Origin of the sequence: Streptomyces albidoflavus (assembly GCF_000719955.1) — a bacterium.
Lineage (GTDB): Bacteria > Actinomycetota > Actinomycetes > Streptomycetales > Streptomycetaceae > Streptomyces > Streptomyces albidoflavus.
Window position 1 is genome coordinate 1 of the sequence record NZ_JOII01000010.1, and the last position, 16526, is coordinate 16526.

The window sequence follows — 16526 nt, forward strand, 5'->3', positions numbered from 1 at the left end:
ACGCAAAACGCTCGGCTGGAAAACACCAGCCGAGCGCCTGCGTGATCTACTGACGGCCACATAAGCCATCAGGTGTTGCGAGGACCCCAAGAATCTGCCGACGGCGGTACGGGGCACTCGCGCGCCGGGGAGCGCGGCCGCTCAGCCCTCGTTGAACTCGGCCGGGTCCGGGCCCAGCCGGCGGTCCTCGTTGAGGGCCCTGATCGCGGCCATGTCCTCCTCGTCCAGCTCGAAGCTGAAGATGTCGATGTTCTCCACGATCCGGGACGGGGTCACGGACTTCGGGATGGCGACGTTGCCCAGCTGGACGTGCCAGCGCAGCACCACCTGGGCGGGGGTGACGTTGTGCTTCCGCGCGATGGCGACGATCGCGGGCACCTCCAGCAGGCCCTTGCCCTGGCCGAGCGGGGACCACGCCTCGGTGGTGATGCCCTGCTCGTCGTGGTACTCGCGGGCGGCCCGCTGCTGGAGGTGCGGGTGGAGCTCGATCTGGTTGACCGCGGGGGTGACCGAGGTCGCGTCGATCAGCCGCTCCAGGTGCTCCGGGAGGAAGTTGGAGACGCCGATGGCGCGGGCACGGCCCTCGGAGTAGATCTTCTCCAGCGCCTTGTAGGTGTCGACGGCGGTGTCCTTGGCCGGCAGCGGCCAGTGGATCAGGTACAGGTCGACGTGGTCCAGGCCCAGCTTCTCCAGCGAGGAGTCGAAGGCGCGCAGCGCCGCGTCGTACCCGTGGTCGCTGTTCCACAGCTTGGTGGTGACGAAGAGTTCCTCACGGGGGATGCCGGAGCGGGCGATCGCCTTGCCGGTGCCCTCTTCGTTCCCGTAGGCGGCGGCGGTGTCGATGGAGCGGTAACCCGCGTCCAGGGCCGCGCCGACAGCGGTGAACGCCTCGTCGTCCGGTACCTGCCAGACCCCGAAGCCGAGCTGGGGCATCTGGACGCCGTTGTTCAGGATGATCGGGGGAACCTTGCTCACGAGCGATTGGTCCTAACGTGGTCGGTGGGAACTCCCATGGTCAACTATGACCCGCCCGCACGCATTCCCACCGGCGGACCTGCTCACGCCCCCGCGAGTTCCCCCGCCCGGCCGCTCACCGGCGCCCGGACACCACGTCAGCCCCGGTACAACGCCGCCAGCTCGGTGGCGTACGACTCCTCTATCGCCTTGCGCTTCAGCTTCAGTGACGGGGTGAGCAGTCCGCGCTCCTCGGTGAACTGGTGGCCCAGGATGCGGAAGGTGCGGATCGACTCGGCCTGCGAGACGAGGGTGTTGGCGGCGATGACGGCCCGCCGCACCTCCGTCTCCAGATCCGGGTCGCGGACCAGCTCGGCCGGGGTCAGCTCCGGCTTGCCGCGCATCGCCAGCCAGTGGCTCACCGCCTCGGCGTCCAGAGTGACCAGCGCCGCGATGTAGGGCCGGTCGTTGCCGACCACGACGCACTGGGCCACCAGCGGATGGTCGCGGACCCGCTCCTCCAGCGGCCCCGGCGAGACGCTCTTGCCGCCGGAGGTCACCAGGATCTCCTTCTTGCGGCCGGTGATCGTCAGATAGCCGTCCTCGTCGAGCCGGCCGATGTCCCCGGTCGCCAGCCAGCCCTCGCGCACCGCGTTACGGGTGGCCTGCGGCGCGTTGAGATAGCCCCGGAAGACGTGCTCGCCGTGGAGCCAGACCTCGCCGTCGTCCGCGATACGCACCGTGGTCCCCGGCAGCGGCAGGCCCACGGTGCCGTACCGGGTCCGCTCGGGCGGGTTGGCGGTGGCGGCGGCGGTCGACTCGGTCAGGCCGTACCCCTCGTAGATGGTGATGCCGGCGCCGGCGAAGAAGAGGCCGAGCCGCCGGTTCATCCCCGAGCCGCCCGACATGGCGTGCCGCACCCGGCCGCCGAGCGCGGCCCGGACCCGCGAGTAGACCAGCTTGTCGTAGAGCTGGTGCTGCATCCGCAGCCCCGCCGCCGGGCCGGGACCGGTGCCGAAGGCGCGGGCCTCCATCGCCTCCGCGTACCGCACGGCCACCTCCACCGCCTTGTCGAAGGGGCCCGACCGCCCGTCCCGTTCGGCCTTGCGCCGTGCCGCGTGGAAGACCTTCTCGAAGATGTACGGGACGGCGAGCACGAAGGTCGGCCGGAAGGCGGCCAGGTCCGGCAGGAGCGCCGCCGCGTTCAGCTGCGGCTGGTGGCCGAGTTTGACCCGGCCCCGGACGGCCGCCACCTGCACCATGCGGCCGAAGACGTGCGCCAGCGGCAGGAAGAGCAGGGTGGACGCCTGGTCGCCGGGGCGGGAGTGGAAGACCGGCTCCCAGCGGCTGATCGCGGTGTCCGTCTCGAACATCAGGTTGGCGTGGGAGATGACGCAGCCCTTGGGCCGGCCGGTGGTGCCCGAGGTGTAGATGAGGGTCGCGGTGGTGTCGGGGGTGACGGCCCGCCGGTGCCGGTGGACCGTCTCGTCGGTGATGTCCGCGCCCGCCTTGACCAGGTGCGTCACCGCGTCCCCGTCCAGCTGCCACAGCCGGCGCAGCCCCGGCAGCCGGTCCACCACCGAACCGATCGTCATCGCGTGGTCCTCGTGCTCGACCATCGCCGCCGACACCTGCGCGTCGTGCAGCATCCACGCGACCTGCTCGGCCGAGGAGGTCGGATAGACCGGCACCACCTGCGCGCCGACCGTCCACAGCGCGTAGTCGAAGAGCGTCCACTCGTACCGGGTACGGCACATGATGGCGACCCGGTCGCCGAACCGCACGCCGTCCGCCAGCAGCCCCTTGGCCAGGGCCAGCACCTCGTCCCGGAACCGCGCCGAGGTCACGTCCCGCCAGACCCCGTCCGCGCCCTTGCGGGCCAGCGCGACCCGGTCCGGGCCGGTCTCGGCGTGGTCGAAGACGACATCGGCGAGACCGCCCACCGGCGGGGCCGACGCCGTCGGGGGAGAGGTGAACTCGCGCACGCACTGCTCCTGAGGGGACGCCCTGCCTGAAAGCCCTGACAGCGCGGTGACGCTACCCCAGTCGTGCCCCGCGCGGGAGAGGCGGCACACAACCGGCCTCCACGGCATCTGCACTGGTCAGCCGGGGAAATACGGCCACAAGGGGGAAGGGCGGGACAGAATACTGACTCACCGGTAGCCAGAATCGGGCCGATCTGCACCGGATCTGTACAGGACGGTCACCGGTGGGAGCCGGCGGTCCCGCGATCCTGCTGAGGCGCCGAGGGCGGGTGCTCCACCTCGTACCGGCGTGGGTGTTCGCTCAGGGGAAGCTCAGATCCGGATAACGATCGTGTCAACGGCTGTACGAAATGCCCTCCGACGCCTTCCCTGGTGTGATTCACGCCACGACGGTGAGGAGGTGGTGCGTGCTATCAATGCGCAACTTCGCCCACCGGCCCGCCTCGACGTCACCCCTCGGGGAGCCGTCCCGGCGGGCCAGGCGGACGGCTGCGGTCATGGCCGGACGATGTTGTCCGTTCCCTTTCGCAACGCCCCGCGTGCCAGTCGCGCCCCCCCCACGCGTTCCCAGAGGAGCCTGATGTCACTCGACTCCATCACCCGCACGATCGATGAATCGGTCGGCGGTTTCTTCGAACCGATAGCGACGTGGCTCGGCGACGTCATCTTCTACGCCGTCGACATCAACGGGGCCGAGGTGCCCCTCATCGTTGCCTGGCTGGTCGTCGCCGGCCTGGTCTTCAGCTGCTGGTTCGGCCTGATCCAGTTCCGCAAGTTCGGCCTCGCGCTGCGCGTCGTGCGCGGCAAGTACGACGAGAAGGGCGCGGAGGGCGAGGTCAGCCACTTCCAGGCGCTGACCGCCGCGGTCTCCGGAACGGTCGGCCTCGGCAACATAGCCGGTGTGGCCGTCGCCGTCAGCATCGGCGGCCCCGGCGCCACCTTCTGGATGATCGTCTGCGGCCTGCTCGGCATGGCCACCAAGTTCGTCGAGGTCACTCTCGGCGTGAAGTACCGAGAGGTGCACGCCGACGGCACCGTCTCGGGCGGCCCCATGCACTACCTGCCGAAGGGCCTCGCCGAGCGCTTCGGCGCGGGCGGCGCCAAGCTGGGCAAGGTCCTCGCCGTGCTGGCCTCCGCGATGATCCTCTTCTTCGGCCTCTTCGGCGGCAACCTCTTCCAGGTCAACCAGTCCTACGCGCAGCTCACCGCCGTCACCGGCGGCGAGGAGGGGCTCATGGGCTCCTCGGGCGGAGCGCTCCTGTTCGGCATCGTCATCGCCGCCCTGGTCGGTGTGGTCCTGCTCGGCGGCATCAAGTCGATCGCCTCGGTCACCAGCCGCCTGGTCCCGGCCATGGCCGCGATCTACGTCACCGCCTGCCTGGTCGTCATCCTCGTCAACATCACCGCCGTCCCGGCCGCCTTCGGCACGATCGTCGATGAGGCCTTCAACCCCCAGGGCGTCGCGGGCGGCATCCTCGGCGCGCTGATCGTCGGCTTCAAGCGCGCCGCCTTCTCCAACGAGGCCGGACTCGGCTCGGCCCCGATCGCCCACTCCGCCGCCAAGACGCGGCACCCCGCGAGTGAGGGGCTGGTGGCTCTCCTCGAGCCCTTCATCGACACCGTGATCGTCTGCACCATGACGGCGCTCACCATCGTCATCGCCAACCCGGCGAGCTGGGACGAGGCGCGGAACGGCGAGTCCATCGGGGGCGTGACCATCACCTCGGACGCCTTCGCCACGGTGCTCCCGTGGTTCCCGTACATCCTCACCGTCGCCGTGCTGCTCTTCGCCTTCTCGACCGTGCTGACCTGGGGCTACTACGGCCTGAAGGCGTGGACGTACCTCTTCGGGCGCAGCCGGGCCAGTGAGCTGATCTTCAAGGTGCTCTACACGGTCTTCGCCGTCGCCGGGTCGCTGCTCACCCTCCAGACCCTGATCGACCTGGCCGACGCCGTTCTGTTCACCCTCGCGGTCATCAACATCATCGGGCTGTACCTGCTGGCGCCGGTCGTCAAGCGGGAGCTGAGCTCCTTCCTCCAGTTCGTCCGGACCAGGGACCGTGGTGCGGACACCGGGGCGGGCGACGCCGAGCCCGAGCCCGGTGAGGAGACCGTGGCGCGGACGCGCTGACCGACGCGCCCGACCAGCAGGGCCCGCACCGCGGCCACCAGGCCGTGCGGTGCGGGCCCTCGCGTCACTGTCCGGGCCCCCGCAACCGGTCCCCGCCCTCCAGGATGGCCCGGGCCAGTGCCTGGGCCGGGGCCGGGTCGCCGGCGGCGCGTGCCTCGCCGTGGGCGAGGACGAACTCCACCTCGCCCAGTTCCGGGAGGCCGGCGCGTTCGGGGACGCGGACCAGGCCGGGCGGGATCAGGCCCCGGGCGTGGGCCATCACGCCGAGTCCGGCGCGGGCGGCGGCCAGGAGGCCGTTGAGGCTGCCGCTGGTGCAGGCGATCCGCCAGGGCCGGCCGTGGCGCTCCAGGGCGTCCAGCGCCCGGGCCCGCGAGATGCCGGGCACCGGGTAGACGATGAGCGGGACCGGGTCCTCCGGGTCGAGCCGCAGCCGGTCCGCGCCGATCCACACCAGCCGGTCGCGGCGGACCAGCGGCGCGGGCGGGTCCGCGGGGCGGCGTTTGGCGAGGACCAGGTCGAGCTTGCCCGCCGCCAGCCGCTCGTGGAGCGTGCCGGAGAGTTCCACGGTCAGCTCCAGCTCCACCTCGGGATGGTCGCGGCGGAACGCCTCCAGGATCTCCGGCAGCCGGGTCAGCACGAAGTCCTCCGAGGCGCCGAACCGCAGCCGCCCGCGCAGCCGGGGCCCGCCGAAGTAGGCGGCCGCCTGCTCCTGGACCTCCAGGATGCGGCGGGCGAAACCGAGCATGGCCGCCCCGTCGCCGGTCAGCTCCACGGTGTGGGTGTCCCGCAGGAAGAGCGTCCGTCCCACCTGTTCCTCCAGCCGCCGCACGTGCTGGCTGACGGTGGACTGGCGCACGCCGAGCCGCCGGGCCGCCTGGGTGAAGCTCAGGGTCTGCGCGACGGCGAGGAAGGTGCGCAGCAGCGCGGGATCGTACACACCGCGCATGTTATCGCTGTCCGTGATGACAGTCAGAGCGGTGTGCGGGATTCCCGATCGCGGGGGAGCGGGGGATGCTGGAGGCGCCCTCCGGCGCCGCGCTCCCACGCCGGTGACCGGCCCTTTCGTGCCGTCCGCGCCCCGGACGGCACCCGTACCGACCGAGGAACACCGTGACACGCCCGCGCCGGCGGCTGAGGCTGCCCGTCGACCCGTACATCCTGGCGCTGCTCGGGATGGTCGTCCTCGCGACGCTGCTGCCCGCCCGCGGGGCGGCCGCCGAGGCCGCCTCCGGCGCCTCCACCGTCGTGGTCGGGCTGCTCTTCTTCCTCTACGGCGCCAAGCTCTCCACCCGCGAGGCGCTGGACGGGGTGCGCCACTGGCGGCTCCACACCACCGTGCTGGCCTGCACCTTCGTCGTCTTCCCGCTGCTCGGGCTGGCGGCCAGGGGACTGGTGCCGTGGCTGCTGACCCCGGCGCTGTACGGCGGGTTCCTCTTCCTGTGCCTGGTCCCCTCCACCATCCAGTCCTCGATCGCCTTCACCTCGATGGCCAAGGGCAACGTGCCGGCCGCCATCTGCGCCGGGTCGTTCTCCTCGCTGCTGGGGATGGTGCTGACGCCGCTGCTCGCGGTGGTGCTGCTGGGCTCCTCCGGCGGCGGCTTCTCGGCCGACTCCGCGCTCAAGATCGCCCTCCAGCTCCTCGTGCCCTTCCTCGCCGGGCAGCTCCTGCGGCGGTGGATCGGCGGCTTCCTCGCCCGGCACCGGCGGATCATCGGCTTCGTCGACCGGGGCTCGATCCTGCTCGTCGTCTACACCGCCTTCAGCCAGGGCGTCGTCGCCGGCATCTGGCAGCAGGTGACCTGGCCGCGGCTGCTTGCGCTGCTCGCCGCCGAGGCCGTCCTGCTCGCCGTGATGCTCTCGCTGACCTGGTACGGGGCGGCGCGGATGGGCTTCGGCCGGGCGGACCGGATCGCCATCCAGTTCGCCGGCTCGAAGAAGTCGCTGGCGGCCGGACTGCCGATGGCCACGGTGCTCTTCGCCTCGCACGCCTCGCTGGCGGTGCTGCCGCTGATGCTCTTCCACCAGATGCAGCTGATGGTCTGCGCCGTCATCGCCAAGCGCCGCTCCCGCGACCCGGAGGCGGTCGCCGAACCGGTCCCGGTGGCGGGCCCCGGCGCGGCCTGACCGCCCGGGCGCCGCTCAGCCGGCGTCGACCGGCAGGGCGATCCGCTCCTCGCCCGCGTACACGTTCATCGACGTCCCGCGCAGGAAGCCGACCAGCGTCATCCCGCTCTCCCGGGCCAGTTCGACGGCGAGGGAGGAGGGCGCGGAGACCGCCGCCAGCATCGGGATGCCCGCCATCACCGCCTTCTGCACCAGCTCGAAGGAGGCGCGCCCGGACACCAGCAGCACCGAGTCGCCCAGCGGCAGCCGCCCCTGCTGGAGGGCGCGCCCCACCACCTTGTCGACGGCGTTGTGCCGCCCCACGTCCTCGCGGAGGTCGACCAGCTCGCCCTCCGGGGTGAACAGCGCCGCCCCGTGCAGCCCGCCGGTGCGGTCGAAGACCTGCTGGGCCGCGCGCAGCCGGTCGGGGAGGACGGAGAGCTGGGCGGGGGAGAGGCGGACCCCGTCCTGGCCGGTCAGCGGGTGGCGGGTCTTGGTGCGGACCGCGTCCAGGCTGGCCTTGCCGCACAGGCCGCAGGAGGACGAGGTGTAGACGTTCCGCTCCAGGGAGATGTCCGGCAGTACGACGCCCTCGGCGAGCCGCACGTCCACCACGTTGTACGTGTTGGAGCCGTCGGCGGTGGCGCCGGCGCAGTACACGACCGAGGCCAGCTCCGAGGCGTCGGCCAGCACCCCCTCGCTGACCAGGAAACCCACGGCGAGCGCGAAGTCGTCGCCCGGGGTGCGCATGGTGATCGCCAGCGGTTTGCCGTTCAGCCGGATCTCCAGGGGCTCCTCGGCGACCAGGGTGTCCGCCCGCGCGGAGACGGCACCGTCCCGGATGCGGAGGACGCGGCGGCGTTCGGTGACTCGGCCCATGGAGCGGTCCTGGTTCTGTGCGTACGGCGGCCCGGTCGGCCCTGCGCGGAGAGAGCGCGGGGCGCCCGGCCGGGGCGGGGAACGCCCGGTCTCCACCCTGCCATTCTTCTCCAGGACCGCCGTCGCGAACCCGGCCGGGTCAGAGACACGCCTGCCGGAGGCCACGGACGGTGTCCGGGCAGGCAGCAGCCCGTACCCGCCTGGTCAAGACTCTTCCCAACGTCGCAACCGGTTCCTAGGGTTCCGCTTCATGACGACTCCCTCCACCCCCGCTCGCCGCGGCGGCCCGGTCGCGCCACCCGGCTGGAGCCGGTGGCTGGTCCCGCCGGCCGCACTCTCGATCCACCTCTCCATCGGCCAGGCGTACGCCTGGAGCGTCTTCAAGCCCGCCCTGGAGTCAGGGCTCGACCTGACCGGCACCCAGAGTGCCCTGCCCTTCCAGCTCGCCATCGTGATGCTCGGCCTCTCCGCGGCCTTCGGCGGCACCCTCGTCGAACGCAACGGGCCCCGCTGGGCCATGACCGTCTCCCTGCTCTGCTTCTCCTCCGGCTTCCTGATCTCCGCGCTCGGCGCCGCCACCAGCCAGTACTGGCTGATTGTTCTCGGCTACGGCTTCGTGGGCGGTATCGGCCTGGGCATCGGCTACATCTCGCCCGTCTCGACCCTGATGAAGTGGTTCCCCGACCGTCCGGGCATGGCCACCGGCATCGCCATCATGGGCTTCGGCGGCGGCGCCCTCATCGCCTCGCCCTGGTCGGCCGCGATGCTCGACTCCTTCGGCAGCGACAGCCGGGGCATCGCCCTCGCCTTCCTCGTCCACGGCCTGGCCTACGCCGTCTTCATGAGCCTGGGCGTGCTGCTGATCCGTACCCCGGCCGCCCGGGTGAAGGACGAGGATAGCGGCGAGAGCGCCCGGGTGCCGATCACCGGTCACGGCGTCTCCGCCCGCTCCGCCCTGCGCACCCCGCAGTTCTGGTGCCTGTGGGTGGTCCCGTGCATGAACGTCACCGCGGGCATCGGCATCCTGGAGAAGGCCGCGCCGATGATCTCCGACTTCTTCGCGGAGACCGACACCCCGGTCTCGGTCGCGGCCGCCGCCGGCTTCGTCGCCCTGCTCTCCGCCGCCAACATGGCCGGGCGGATCGGCTGGTCGAGCACCTCCGACCTGATCGGCCGCAAGAACATCTACCGCGTCTACCTGGGCGTCGGCGCCGTGATGTACCTGCTCATCTCGCAGTTCGGGGACGCCTCCAAGCCACTGTTCATCCTCTGCGCGCTGGTGCTGCTCTCCTTCTACGGCGGCGGCTTCGCCACCATCCCCGCCTACCTGAAGGACCTCTTCGGCACCTACCAGGTCGGGGCCATCCACGGCCGCCTGCTGACCGCCTGGTCCACCGCCGGCGTCCTCGGCCCGCTCATCGTCAACCAGATCGCCGACCGCCAGGCCGCCGCCGGACACAGCGGTCCCGAGCTGTACGGGCTCTCGCTGACCGTCATGACCGGGCTGCTCGTCGTCGGCTTCATCGCCAACGAGCTGGTCCGCCCGGTCCACCCCCGCCACCACGTCACCCCGCCCGACGCGGCCCCGGCCGCCCCGGTGCCCGCCCAGAAGGAGGCCGCCGCCCATGACGACGCCCGCTGACACCACGGCGCCGCCCCCGCGCCGCGCCCTGACCGCCTTCGCCTGGTTCTGGGTGGGAGCACCGCTCTGCTGGGGCCTGTACGAGCTGGGCGTCAAGGCCGCACAGCTGTTCACCGGCTGACCCCCGCGCGGGAACGCGGGCCCTGCGGGGTGGGTGATGTCTCCAAGGGTCGAGCCCGAATCCTGTGGCATCACCTGCCCCGCTACCCGTGAGTCGCTGACCAGACTGGAGGGTCCCGTTCGCCATCCGGACACAAGGGGGACCCCGTTCCATGATCGGCACCCGCATCGCCGCCGTCGGCCACTACCAGCCCGCCCGCGTGCTCACCAACGAGGAGCTGGAGGAGATGGTCGACACCAGCGACGCGTGGATCCGCAGCCGGGTCGGCATCCGCACCCGGCGGATCGCGGGCCCCGACGAGCCGGTGGACGAACTGGCGGCGCACGCCGCCGCCAAGGCGCTGGCCTCCGCGGGGATCGAGCCGGCCGCCGTCGACCTGGTCGTGGTCGCCACCTCCACCGCCATCGACCGCTCCCCGAACACCGCCGCCCGCCTCGCCGCGCGGCTCGGCATGGTCTCCCCGGCCACCCTCGACCTCAACGTGGTCTGCGCCGGGTTCACCCACGCCCTGGCCACCGCCGACCACGCGGTGCGCGCCGGTGCCGCCGAGCGCGCCGTGGTCGTCGGCGCCGACAAGATGTCGCAGGTCGCCGACTGGACCGACCGGGGCACCTGCGTCCTGGTCGGTGACGGGGCGGGCGCCGCCGTCGTCACCGCCGACCACGCCGGGAGCGGCGGCGCGGGCATCGGCCCCGTCCTGTGGGGCTCGGTCCCCGGCCTCGGCCACGCCGTCCGCATCGAGGGCACCCCGCCCCGCTTCGCCCAGGAGGGCCAGAGCGTCTACCGCTGGGCGACCACCACGCTGCCGCCGATCGCCCGCAAGGTCTGCGAGCGCGCCGGGACCACCCCCGAGGAGCTGGCCGCCGTCGTCCTCCACCAGGCCAACCTGCGCATCATCGAACCGGTCGCCGCCAAGCTCGGCGCGGTCAACGCCGTGGTCGCCAAGGACGTCGTGGAGTCCGGCAACACCTCCGCCGCCTCCATCCCGCTCGCCCTCTCCAAGCTCGTCGAGCGCGGCGAGATCAGCACCGGCGACCCCGTCCTCCTCTTCGGCTTCGGCGGCAACCTCTCCTACGCGGGCCAGGTCGTCCGCTGCCCCTGACCTCCGCCGCCACCTGGGCGGACGGTCCGGGAGCCGGGGGTGCGGGAGAGGGCGCCACGGGAGACCCGCCCTCCCGGCTTTGTCCTGTGAATGGAAAAAGTCGGGGGTAATTCCCGCTCAACTTCTTCCCACACCCGGCAGGCACTGCTACGTTCCCCTCGAAAGCGCGAGCGGCGAGTCCGGCCGGCCCCGGCAAGGGAGGCCCGTGGCACCGCCGTTCGCAGAGGTTTCCCCGCACCGTCAGGCCAGGGGGAGGGAGGGGCGCGTGAGACGCATGACCGCAAGACCCGCCAACGCACACCAGGCGCGCCTGCTGCGGCTGCTCCGCGACGGCGGTGCCCACTCCCGCGCCCAGCTCGGCGAGGAGGTCGACCTCTCCCGCTCCAAACTCGCCGTCGAGGTCGACCGGTTGCTGGAGACCGGCCTCGTCGTCGCCGACGGCCTCGCCGCCTCGCGCGGCGGACGCCGTTCGCACAACATCCGCCTCGCGCCCCACCTGCGCTTCCTCGGCGTCGACATCGGCGCCACCTCGGTCGACGTGGCCGTCACCAACGCCGAGCTGGAGGTGCTGGGCCACATCACCCAGCCGATGGACGTCCGCGAAGGGCCGGTCGCCGTCTTCGAGCAGGTTCTCGACATGGCCGAGAAGCTCAAGGCGTCCGGCCTCGCCGAAGGGTTCGACGGCGCCGGCATCGGCGTGCCCGGCCCGGTCCGCTTCCCCGAGGGCATCCCCGTCGCCCCGCCGATCATGCCCGGCTGGGACGGCTTCCCGGTCCGCGAGGCGCTCAGCCAGGAACTGGGCTGCCCCGTCATGGTCGACAACGACGTGAACCTCATGGCGATGGGCGAACAGCACGCCGGGGTCGCCCGCACCGCCCGTGACTTCCTCTGCGTCAAGATCGGCACCGGCATCGGCTGCGGCATCGTGGTCGGCTCCACCGTCTACCGCGGCACCACCGGCAGCGCCGGCGACATCGGCCACATCCAGGTCGAGCCGGACGGACTGCCCTGCGCCTGCGGCAACCAGGGGTGCCTGGAGGCCCACTTCAGCGGCTCCGCCCTGGCCCGCGACGCCGAACAGGTGGCGCGCGAGGGCCGCTCCGCGGAACTGGCCGCCCGGCTGGAGGCCGGCGGCCGGCTCAGCGCCGCCGACGTGGCCGCCGCCGCCTCCGGCGGGGACACCGCCGCCCTCGAACTGATCCGGCGCGGAGGCCGCCACACCGGCCAGGTCATCGCCGGCCTCGTCTCCTTCTTCAACCCCGGGCTCGTGGTGATCGGCGGCGGGGTGACCGGCCTCGGCCACACCCTGCTCGCCGCCATCCGCACCCAGGTCTACCGCCAGTCGCTGCCGCTCGCGACCGGCAACCTGCCCATCGTCCTGGGCGAGTTGGGGCCCGCCGCCGGAGTCATCGGCGGCGCCCGGCTCATCAGCGACCACCTGTTCTCGCCGGCCTGACAGGCCCGGCGCGCACCACCCCGCCCGGCCCCGCCGGACGGACGCACCACCGGCACCACCCGCACCACCCGCAAGGCCGCACCACCGCAAGGCGCACCACCCGCCCCGGCCGAGCCGCGCCGGGACCGGGCCGCACCCCGAGCCGTACGTACCCAGGCACCACCGCACCACCGAGCCGCACCACCCGCGCCCGCTCCGGGCGCCCGCACGGGACCGCCGTGCCCGCGCCCGCCCGTACGAAGCAGCATCCGCAGCAGCCCTGCCCCTGACCCGTTCCGCACCACCGGCACCGTCAGCACCCGTACCCGCAGCAGCTCCGCACCGCCCACGCACCGCACCACCGCGCCGTCGGCGCGCGGTCCGCCCTGCCCGCTCACCGGCCGTCATCCGCCGAGGGGAACCGCCATGGCACCAGAACCACCCCTGCTCACCATGTCCGGCATCGCCAAGTCCTTCCCGGGCGTCCGCGCCCTCGACGGGGTGGACCTGGAGGTCGCCGCCGGTGAGGTCCACTGCCTCCTCGGCCAGAACGGCGCCGGGAAGTCCACACTCATCAAGGTGCTCGCCGGAGCCCACCAGCCCGACGAGGGCACCATCACCTGGCAGGGCGAGCCGGTCACCCTCAAGTCGCCCATCGCCGCGATGCGCCTGGGCATCGCCACCATCTACCAGGAACTCGACCTGGTGGAGGGGCTCAGCGTCGCCGAGAACGTCTACCTCGGCCACGAGCCGACCAGCGCCGGCTTCGTCGTCAAGGGCGGCGAGGCCCGCCGGCGCGCGGCCGCCCTGCTGCGCCGCCTGGGCCACCCCGAGATCGACGCCGGCACGCTCGTCGGCGACCTCTCCGCCGCCCACCAGCAGATCGTCTCGATGGCCCGCGCCCTCTCCCACGACGTGCGCCTCATCGTCATGGACGAGCCCTCCGCCGCCCTCGACCCCGACGAGGTCGCCAACCTCTTCCGGATCGTCTCCTCGCTCACCGCCGAGGGCGTCGCCATCGTCTACATCTCCCACCGGCTGGAGGAGATCCGCCAGATCGGCGACCGGGTCACCGTCCTCAAGGACGGCCGGGCCGTCGCCCAGTCGCTCTCGGCGGACGACACCCCCACCCGTGACATCGTTGCCCTCATGACGGGCCGCACCGTCGAGTACGTCTTCCCGCCCCGGCCCGAACAGCCCGCCCCGGCGGGGACGGCGCCGGTGCTCACGGTCGAGAACCTCTCCAGGGAGGGCGAGTTCGAGCCCCTCGACCTCCAGGTGCGGCCCGGCGAGATCGTCGGCCTCGCCGGACTGGTCGGCTCCGGCCGCTCCGAGATCCTGGAGACCGTCTACGGCGCCCGCAAGCCCGCCACCGGCCGCGTCGCCGTCGACGGGAACTGGCTGCGCACCGGCAGCGTCCGCGCCGCCGTCCGGGCCGGGGTGGGCCTCGCCCCCGAGGAGCGCAAGGCGCAGGGCCTGCTGATGCTGGAGTCGGTCACCCGCAACGTCTCCGTCTCCACCCTCTCCCGCTTCTCCCGGGCCGGCTGGGTCGACCGGAGCCGCGAACGCGCCGACGCCCGCGCCGCCACCCGCGAACTGTCGCTGCGCCCCGACAACCCCGAGACCCCGATCCGCACCCTCTCCGGCGGCAACCAGCAGAAGGCGGTCCTCGCCCGCTGGCTGCTGCGCGGCTGCCGGGTGCTGCTGCTGGACGAACCGACCCGAGGCGTCGACGTGGGCGCCCGCGCCGAGCTGTACGCGGTGATCCGCCGGCTCGCCGACGACGGCCTCGCCGTCCTCCTCGTCTCCAGCGAGGTCCCCGAAGTGCTGGGCCTCGCCGACCGTGTCCTGGTGCTCCGCGAGGGGCGGGTCGTCCACGAGGCGCCCGCGACGGAACTCGACGAACACCGCGTACTGGATCTAGTGATGGAAGGGACCCCGACGACATGACGCAGCCTGCCCCCTCGGATCAGCTGGGCGGGCCCGGTGCCGGCCCGCCGCTCGAACTCGGCAAGGACGACCCCGGCCCCGCCGCCCCGGGCGGAACGCGGTTCTTCCGCCCGGACCTGCGCACTCTCGCGCTGCTCGGGGTGCTCGCCGCCCTGATCCTGGTCGGCGGCCTCACCCGCCCCGACGAGTTCCTCGCCACCACCAACCTCCAGCTGGTGCTGGTCCAGTCCTCGGTGATCGGCGTGGTCACCGTCGGCATGACCTTCGTGATCATGTCCGGCGGCATCGACCTCTCGGTGGGCGCCGTCGTCGCCCTCTCCTCGGTCTGGGCCACCACCGTCGCCACCCAGGACTTCGGTTTCACCGGCATCCTCTTCACCGCCGTCCTGGTCGGCCTCGGCTGCGGCCTGGTCAACGGCGTGCTCATCGCGTACGGCCAGATGGTGCCGTTCATCGCGACGCTCGCCATGATGGTCTCGGCGCGCGGTCTCGCCCTGCTGATCACCGACGGCAACACCCAGATCGTCACCGTCGAGTCGGTGCTCGACCTCGGTTCCCGCAGCTCCTACGTCCTGGGCATCCCGCCGCTGGTGATGGTCTTCGCCCTGGTCACCGTCGTCGGCTGGCTGGTGCTCAACCGCACCACCTTCGGCCGCCGCACCGTCGCCGTCGGCGGCAACGCGGAGGCCGCCCGGCTCGCCGGGATCGACGTCCGCCGCCAGCGCCTCTACCTCTACCTGCTCTCCGGCCTGTGCTGCGGCATCGCCGCCTTCCTGCTGGTGGTCCTCTCCGGCTCCGGCCAGAACACCAACGGCAACCTCTACGAACTCGACGCCATCGCCGCCGCGATCATCGGCGGGACCCTGCTCACCGGCGGCCGCGGCACCATCGTCGGCTCCGTCCTCGGCGTCCTGATCTTCACCACGATCACCAACATCTTCGCGCTCAACAACCTCCAGAGCGACGTCCAGCAGATCGCCAAGGGCGCCATCATCGTCGTCGCCGTCCTGGTCCAGCGCCGCTCCGCCCAGCACACCACCTAGCGCACCGCTCTTCCCCCCCCCCAGCCGAGCACCGCCCACGAGCCGCATCCCGAAAGGGCCACCACCATGCCAGAGATCCCCAGCCGCAGAGGACTGCTCCTCGGTACCGCCGCCCTCGGCGCCGGCGCCTTCCTCACCGCCTGCACCAGCAACGAGACGAAGGAGGCCGCGGGTTCCACCGACAACCAGGCGGCCGCCGCCGACGACAAGCCCGGCAAGAAGGTCACCATCGGCTTCGCCGGCCCCCAGGCCGACCACGGCTGGCTCAACGCCATCAACGTCAACGCCCGCGAGCGCGCCAAGAAGTACTCCGACGTCACCCTCGACATCACCGAGGGCTCCAACGACACCGCCGCCCAGATCGGCCAGATCGACACGCTGATCAACAAGAAGGTCGACGTCCTGGTCATCCTGCCCGCCGACGGCAAGGCGATGACCCAGGCCGGGCTGAAGGCGATGCGGGCCGGGATACCCGTCGTCAACCTCGACCGCGTCTTCGCCAGCCCGCAGGCGTACCGCTGCTGGGTCGGCGGCGACAACTACGGCATGGGGCTCAACGCCGGCCACTACATCGGCGAACTCCTCAAGGACAAGAAGAACGCCAAGGTCGTCGAGTTGTCCGGCCCCGACAACCTGGAGCTGACCAAGCAGCGCACCCAGGGCTTCGACGACGCCCTGAAGAACTACCCGAACATCAAGAAGGTCGCCCGCCAGCAGGCCGAGTTCACCGTGGAGACCGGGCAGGCCAAGATGGCCCAGATCCTCCAGGCGCAGAAGAGCTTCGACGCCATGTGGAACCACGACGACGACCAGGGCGTCGGCGCGCTGCGCGCCATCGACCAGGCCGGCCGCGACGACTTCGTGATGGTCGGCGGCGCCGGCGCGCTCTCCGCGATGGAGGCCATCCAGTCCGACAACAGCGTCCTGAAGGCGACCGTGCTCTACCCGCCGACCATGGCGGCCTCCGCCATCGACCTGGCCCGCGCGCTGGGCCAGGGCAAGGGCGTCAGCGGCCTCGCCGAGCACGAGATCCCCACCTCGCTGACGCTCTACTCGGCCGTCGTCACCAAGGACAACGTCAAGGAATACCTGCCGACCGGCTTCAAGTAGGCCGAGAGCACCGCGTACCCAGGACGGCCCCCAGCCCTTACCGAAGGCCCCCGCGGCGCGCGCCGCGGGGG

General features: G+C 72.1%; 13 protein-coding genes. 9 read left to right on the forward strand and 4 right to left on the reverse strand.

The genetic code is table 11. The features are described from left to right. Positions 1-141 precede the first annotated feature (141 nt). A complete protein-coding gene (locus IF45_RS0113345) occupies positions 142-975 on the reverse strand; it encodes an aldo/keto reductase (RefSeq protein ID WP_008415335.1) in 834 nt (277 codons plus the stop codon). Positions 976-1112: 137 nt separating this feature from the next. Continuing rightward, a complete protein-coding gene (locus tag IF45_RS0113350; protein ID WP_008415336.1) occupies positions 1113-2939 on the reverse strand; it encodes an AMP-dependent synthetase/ligase in 1827 nt (608 codons plus the stop codon). 580 nt (positions 2940-3519) lie between these two features. Between IF45_RS0113350 and IF45_RS0113360 the strand changes: the two genes are divergently transcribed. Then, a complete protein-coding gene (locus IF45_RS0113360) occupies positions 3520-5070 on the forward strand; it encodes an alanine/glycine:cation symporter family protein (protein WP_030307559.1) in 1551 nt (516 codons plus the stop codon). Between the two features lie 64 nt (positions 5071-5134). Here IF45_RS0113360 and IF45_RS0113365 read toward each other — a convergent pair whose 3' ends face one another. Then, positions 5135-6016 carry a LysR substrate-binding domain-containing protein gene (locus IF45_RS0113365; protein WP_030307561.1) on the reverse strand — a complete coding sequence of 294 codons (882 nt, stop codon included), beginning with the start codon at positions 6014-6016 and terminating at the stop codon, positions 5135-5137. Between the two features lie 164 nt (positions 6017-6180). On the opposite strand from IF45_RS0113365, the gene IF45_RS0113370 reads away from it, so the two are divergent. Further along, a complete protein-coding gene (locus IF45_RS0113370; protein WP_008415339.1) occupies positions 6181-7194 on the forward strand; it encodes a bile acid:sodium symporter family protein in 1014 nt (337 codons plus the stop codon). A gap of 15 nt (positions 7195-7209) precedes the next feature. Here IF45_RS0113370 and fdhD read toward each other — a convergent pair whose 3' ends face one another. Beyond that, complete coding sequence (fdhD, locus tag IF45_RS0113375) at positions 7210-8052, reverse strand: formate dehydrogenase accessory sulfurtransferase FdhD (protein ID WP_018893263.1); 843 nt, start codon at positions 8050-8052, stop codon at positions 7210-7212. A gap of 250 nt (positions 8053-8302) precedes the next feature. On the opposite strand from fdhD, the gene IF45_RS0113380 reads away from it, so the two are divergent. The 7 genes from IF45_RS0113380 to IF45_RS0113410 all read left to right on the forward strand — a co-directional run bounded on the left by IF45_RS0113380 (position 8303) and on the right by IF45_RS0113410 (position 16455). After that, positions 8303-9694: an OFA family MFS transporter gene (locus IF45_RS0113380; protein WP_030307564.1), complete on the forward strand. Its 1392-nt coding sequence runs from the start codon at positions 8303-8305 to the stop codon at positions 9692-9694. Then, positions 9678-9815, forward strand: coding sequence for an MFS transporter small subunit (locus IF45_RS33300; protein WP_003951956.1), 138 nt, complete (start codon positions 9678-9680; stop codon positions 9813-9815). The genes IF45_RS0113380 and IF45_RS33300 overlap by 17 nt, the downstream gene beginning before the upstream one ends. 151 nt (positions 9816-9966) lie before the next feature. Further along, the gene (locus IF45_RS0113390; protein ID WP_008403937.1) at positions 9967-10917 is read left to right on the forward strand and encodes a beta-ketoacyl-ACP synthase III; all 951 of its coding nucleotides are present in this window, start codon (positions 9967-9969) and stop codon (positions 10915-10917) included. A gap of 274 nt (positions 10918-11191) precedes the next feature. Further along, on the forward strand, positions 11192-12373 hold the full coding sequence (locus IF45_RS0113395) for an ROK family transcriptional regulator (protein WP_010640830.1): 1182 nt from the start codon (positions 11192-11194) through the stop codon (positions 12371-12373). A 405-nt stretch (positions 12374-12778) separates the two neighbouring features. After that, complete coding sequence (locus tag IF45_RS0113400) at positions 12779-14302, forward strand: sugar ABC transporter ATP-binding protein (RefSeq protein WP_008403944.1); 1524 nt, start codon at positions 12779-12781, stop codon at positions 14300-14302. Next, the gene (locus IF45_RS0113405) at positions 14299-15345 is read left to right on the forward strand and encodes an ABC transporter permease (protein ID WP_030307566.1); all 1047 of its coding nucleotides are present in this window, start codon (positions 14299-14301) and stop codon (positions 15343-15345) included. The genes IF45_RS0113400 and IF45_RS0113405 overlap by 4 nt, the downstream gene beginning before the upstream one ends. Positions 15346-15411: 66 nt before the next feature. Then, positions 15412-16455 (forward strand): substrate-binding domain-containing protein, encoded by a 1044-nt coding sequence (locus tag IF45_RS0113410; protein WP_030307568.1) that lies wholly within the window; start codon positions 15412-15414, stop codon positions 16453-16455. The last annotated feature ends 71 nt before the right edge of the window (positions 16456-16526 follow it).

Coding starts and splice junctions, on each gene's coding strand:
- IF45_RS0113360 (WP_030307559.1), top strand. CDS start 3,520: ATGTCACTCGACTCCATCACCCGCACGATCGATGAATCGGTCGGCGGT.
- IF45_RS0113390 (WP_008403937.1), top strand. CDS start 9,967: ATGATCGGCACCCGCATCGCCGCCGTCGGCCACTACCAGCCCGCCCGC.
- IF45_RS0113395 (WP_010640830.1), top strand. CDS start 11,192: ATGACCGCAAGACCCGCCAACGCACACCAGGCGCGCCTGCTGCGGCTG.
- IF45_RS0113380 (WP_030307564.1), top strand. CDS start 8,303: ATGACGACTCCCTCCACCCCCGCTCGCCGCGGCGGCCCGGTCGCGCCA.
- IF45_RS0113400 (WP_008403944.1), top strand. CDS start 12,779: ATGGCACCAGAACCACCCCTGCTCACCATGTCCGGCATCGCCAAGTCC.
- IF45_RS0113365 (WP_030307561.1), bottom strand. CDS start 6,016: ATGCGCGGTGTGTACGATCCCGCGCTGCTGCGCACCTTCCTCGCCGTC.
- fdhD (WP_018893263.1), bottom strand. CDS start 8,052: ATGGGCCGAGTCACCGAACGCCGCCGCGTCCTCCGCATCCGGGACGGT.
- IF45_RS33300 (WP_003951956.1), top strand. CDS start 9,678: ATGACGACGCCCGCTGACACCACGGCGCCGCCCCCGCGCCGCGCCCTG.
- IF45_RS0113410 (WP_030307568.1), top strand. CDS start 15,412: ATGCCAGAGATCCCCAGCCGCAGAGGACTGCTCCTCGGTACCGCCGCC.
- IF45_RS0113405 (WP_030307566.1), top strand. CDS start 14,299: ATGACGCAGCCTGCCCCCTCGGATCAGCTGGGCGGGCCCGGTGCCGGC.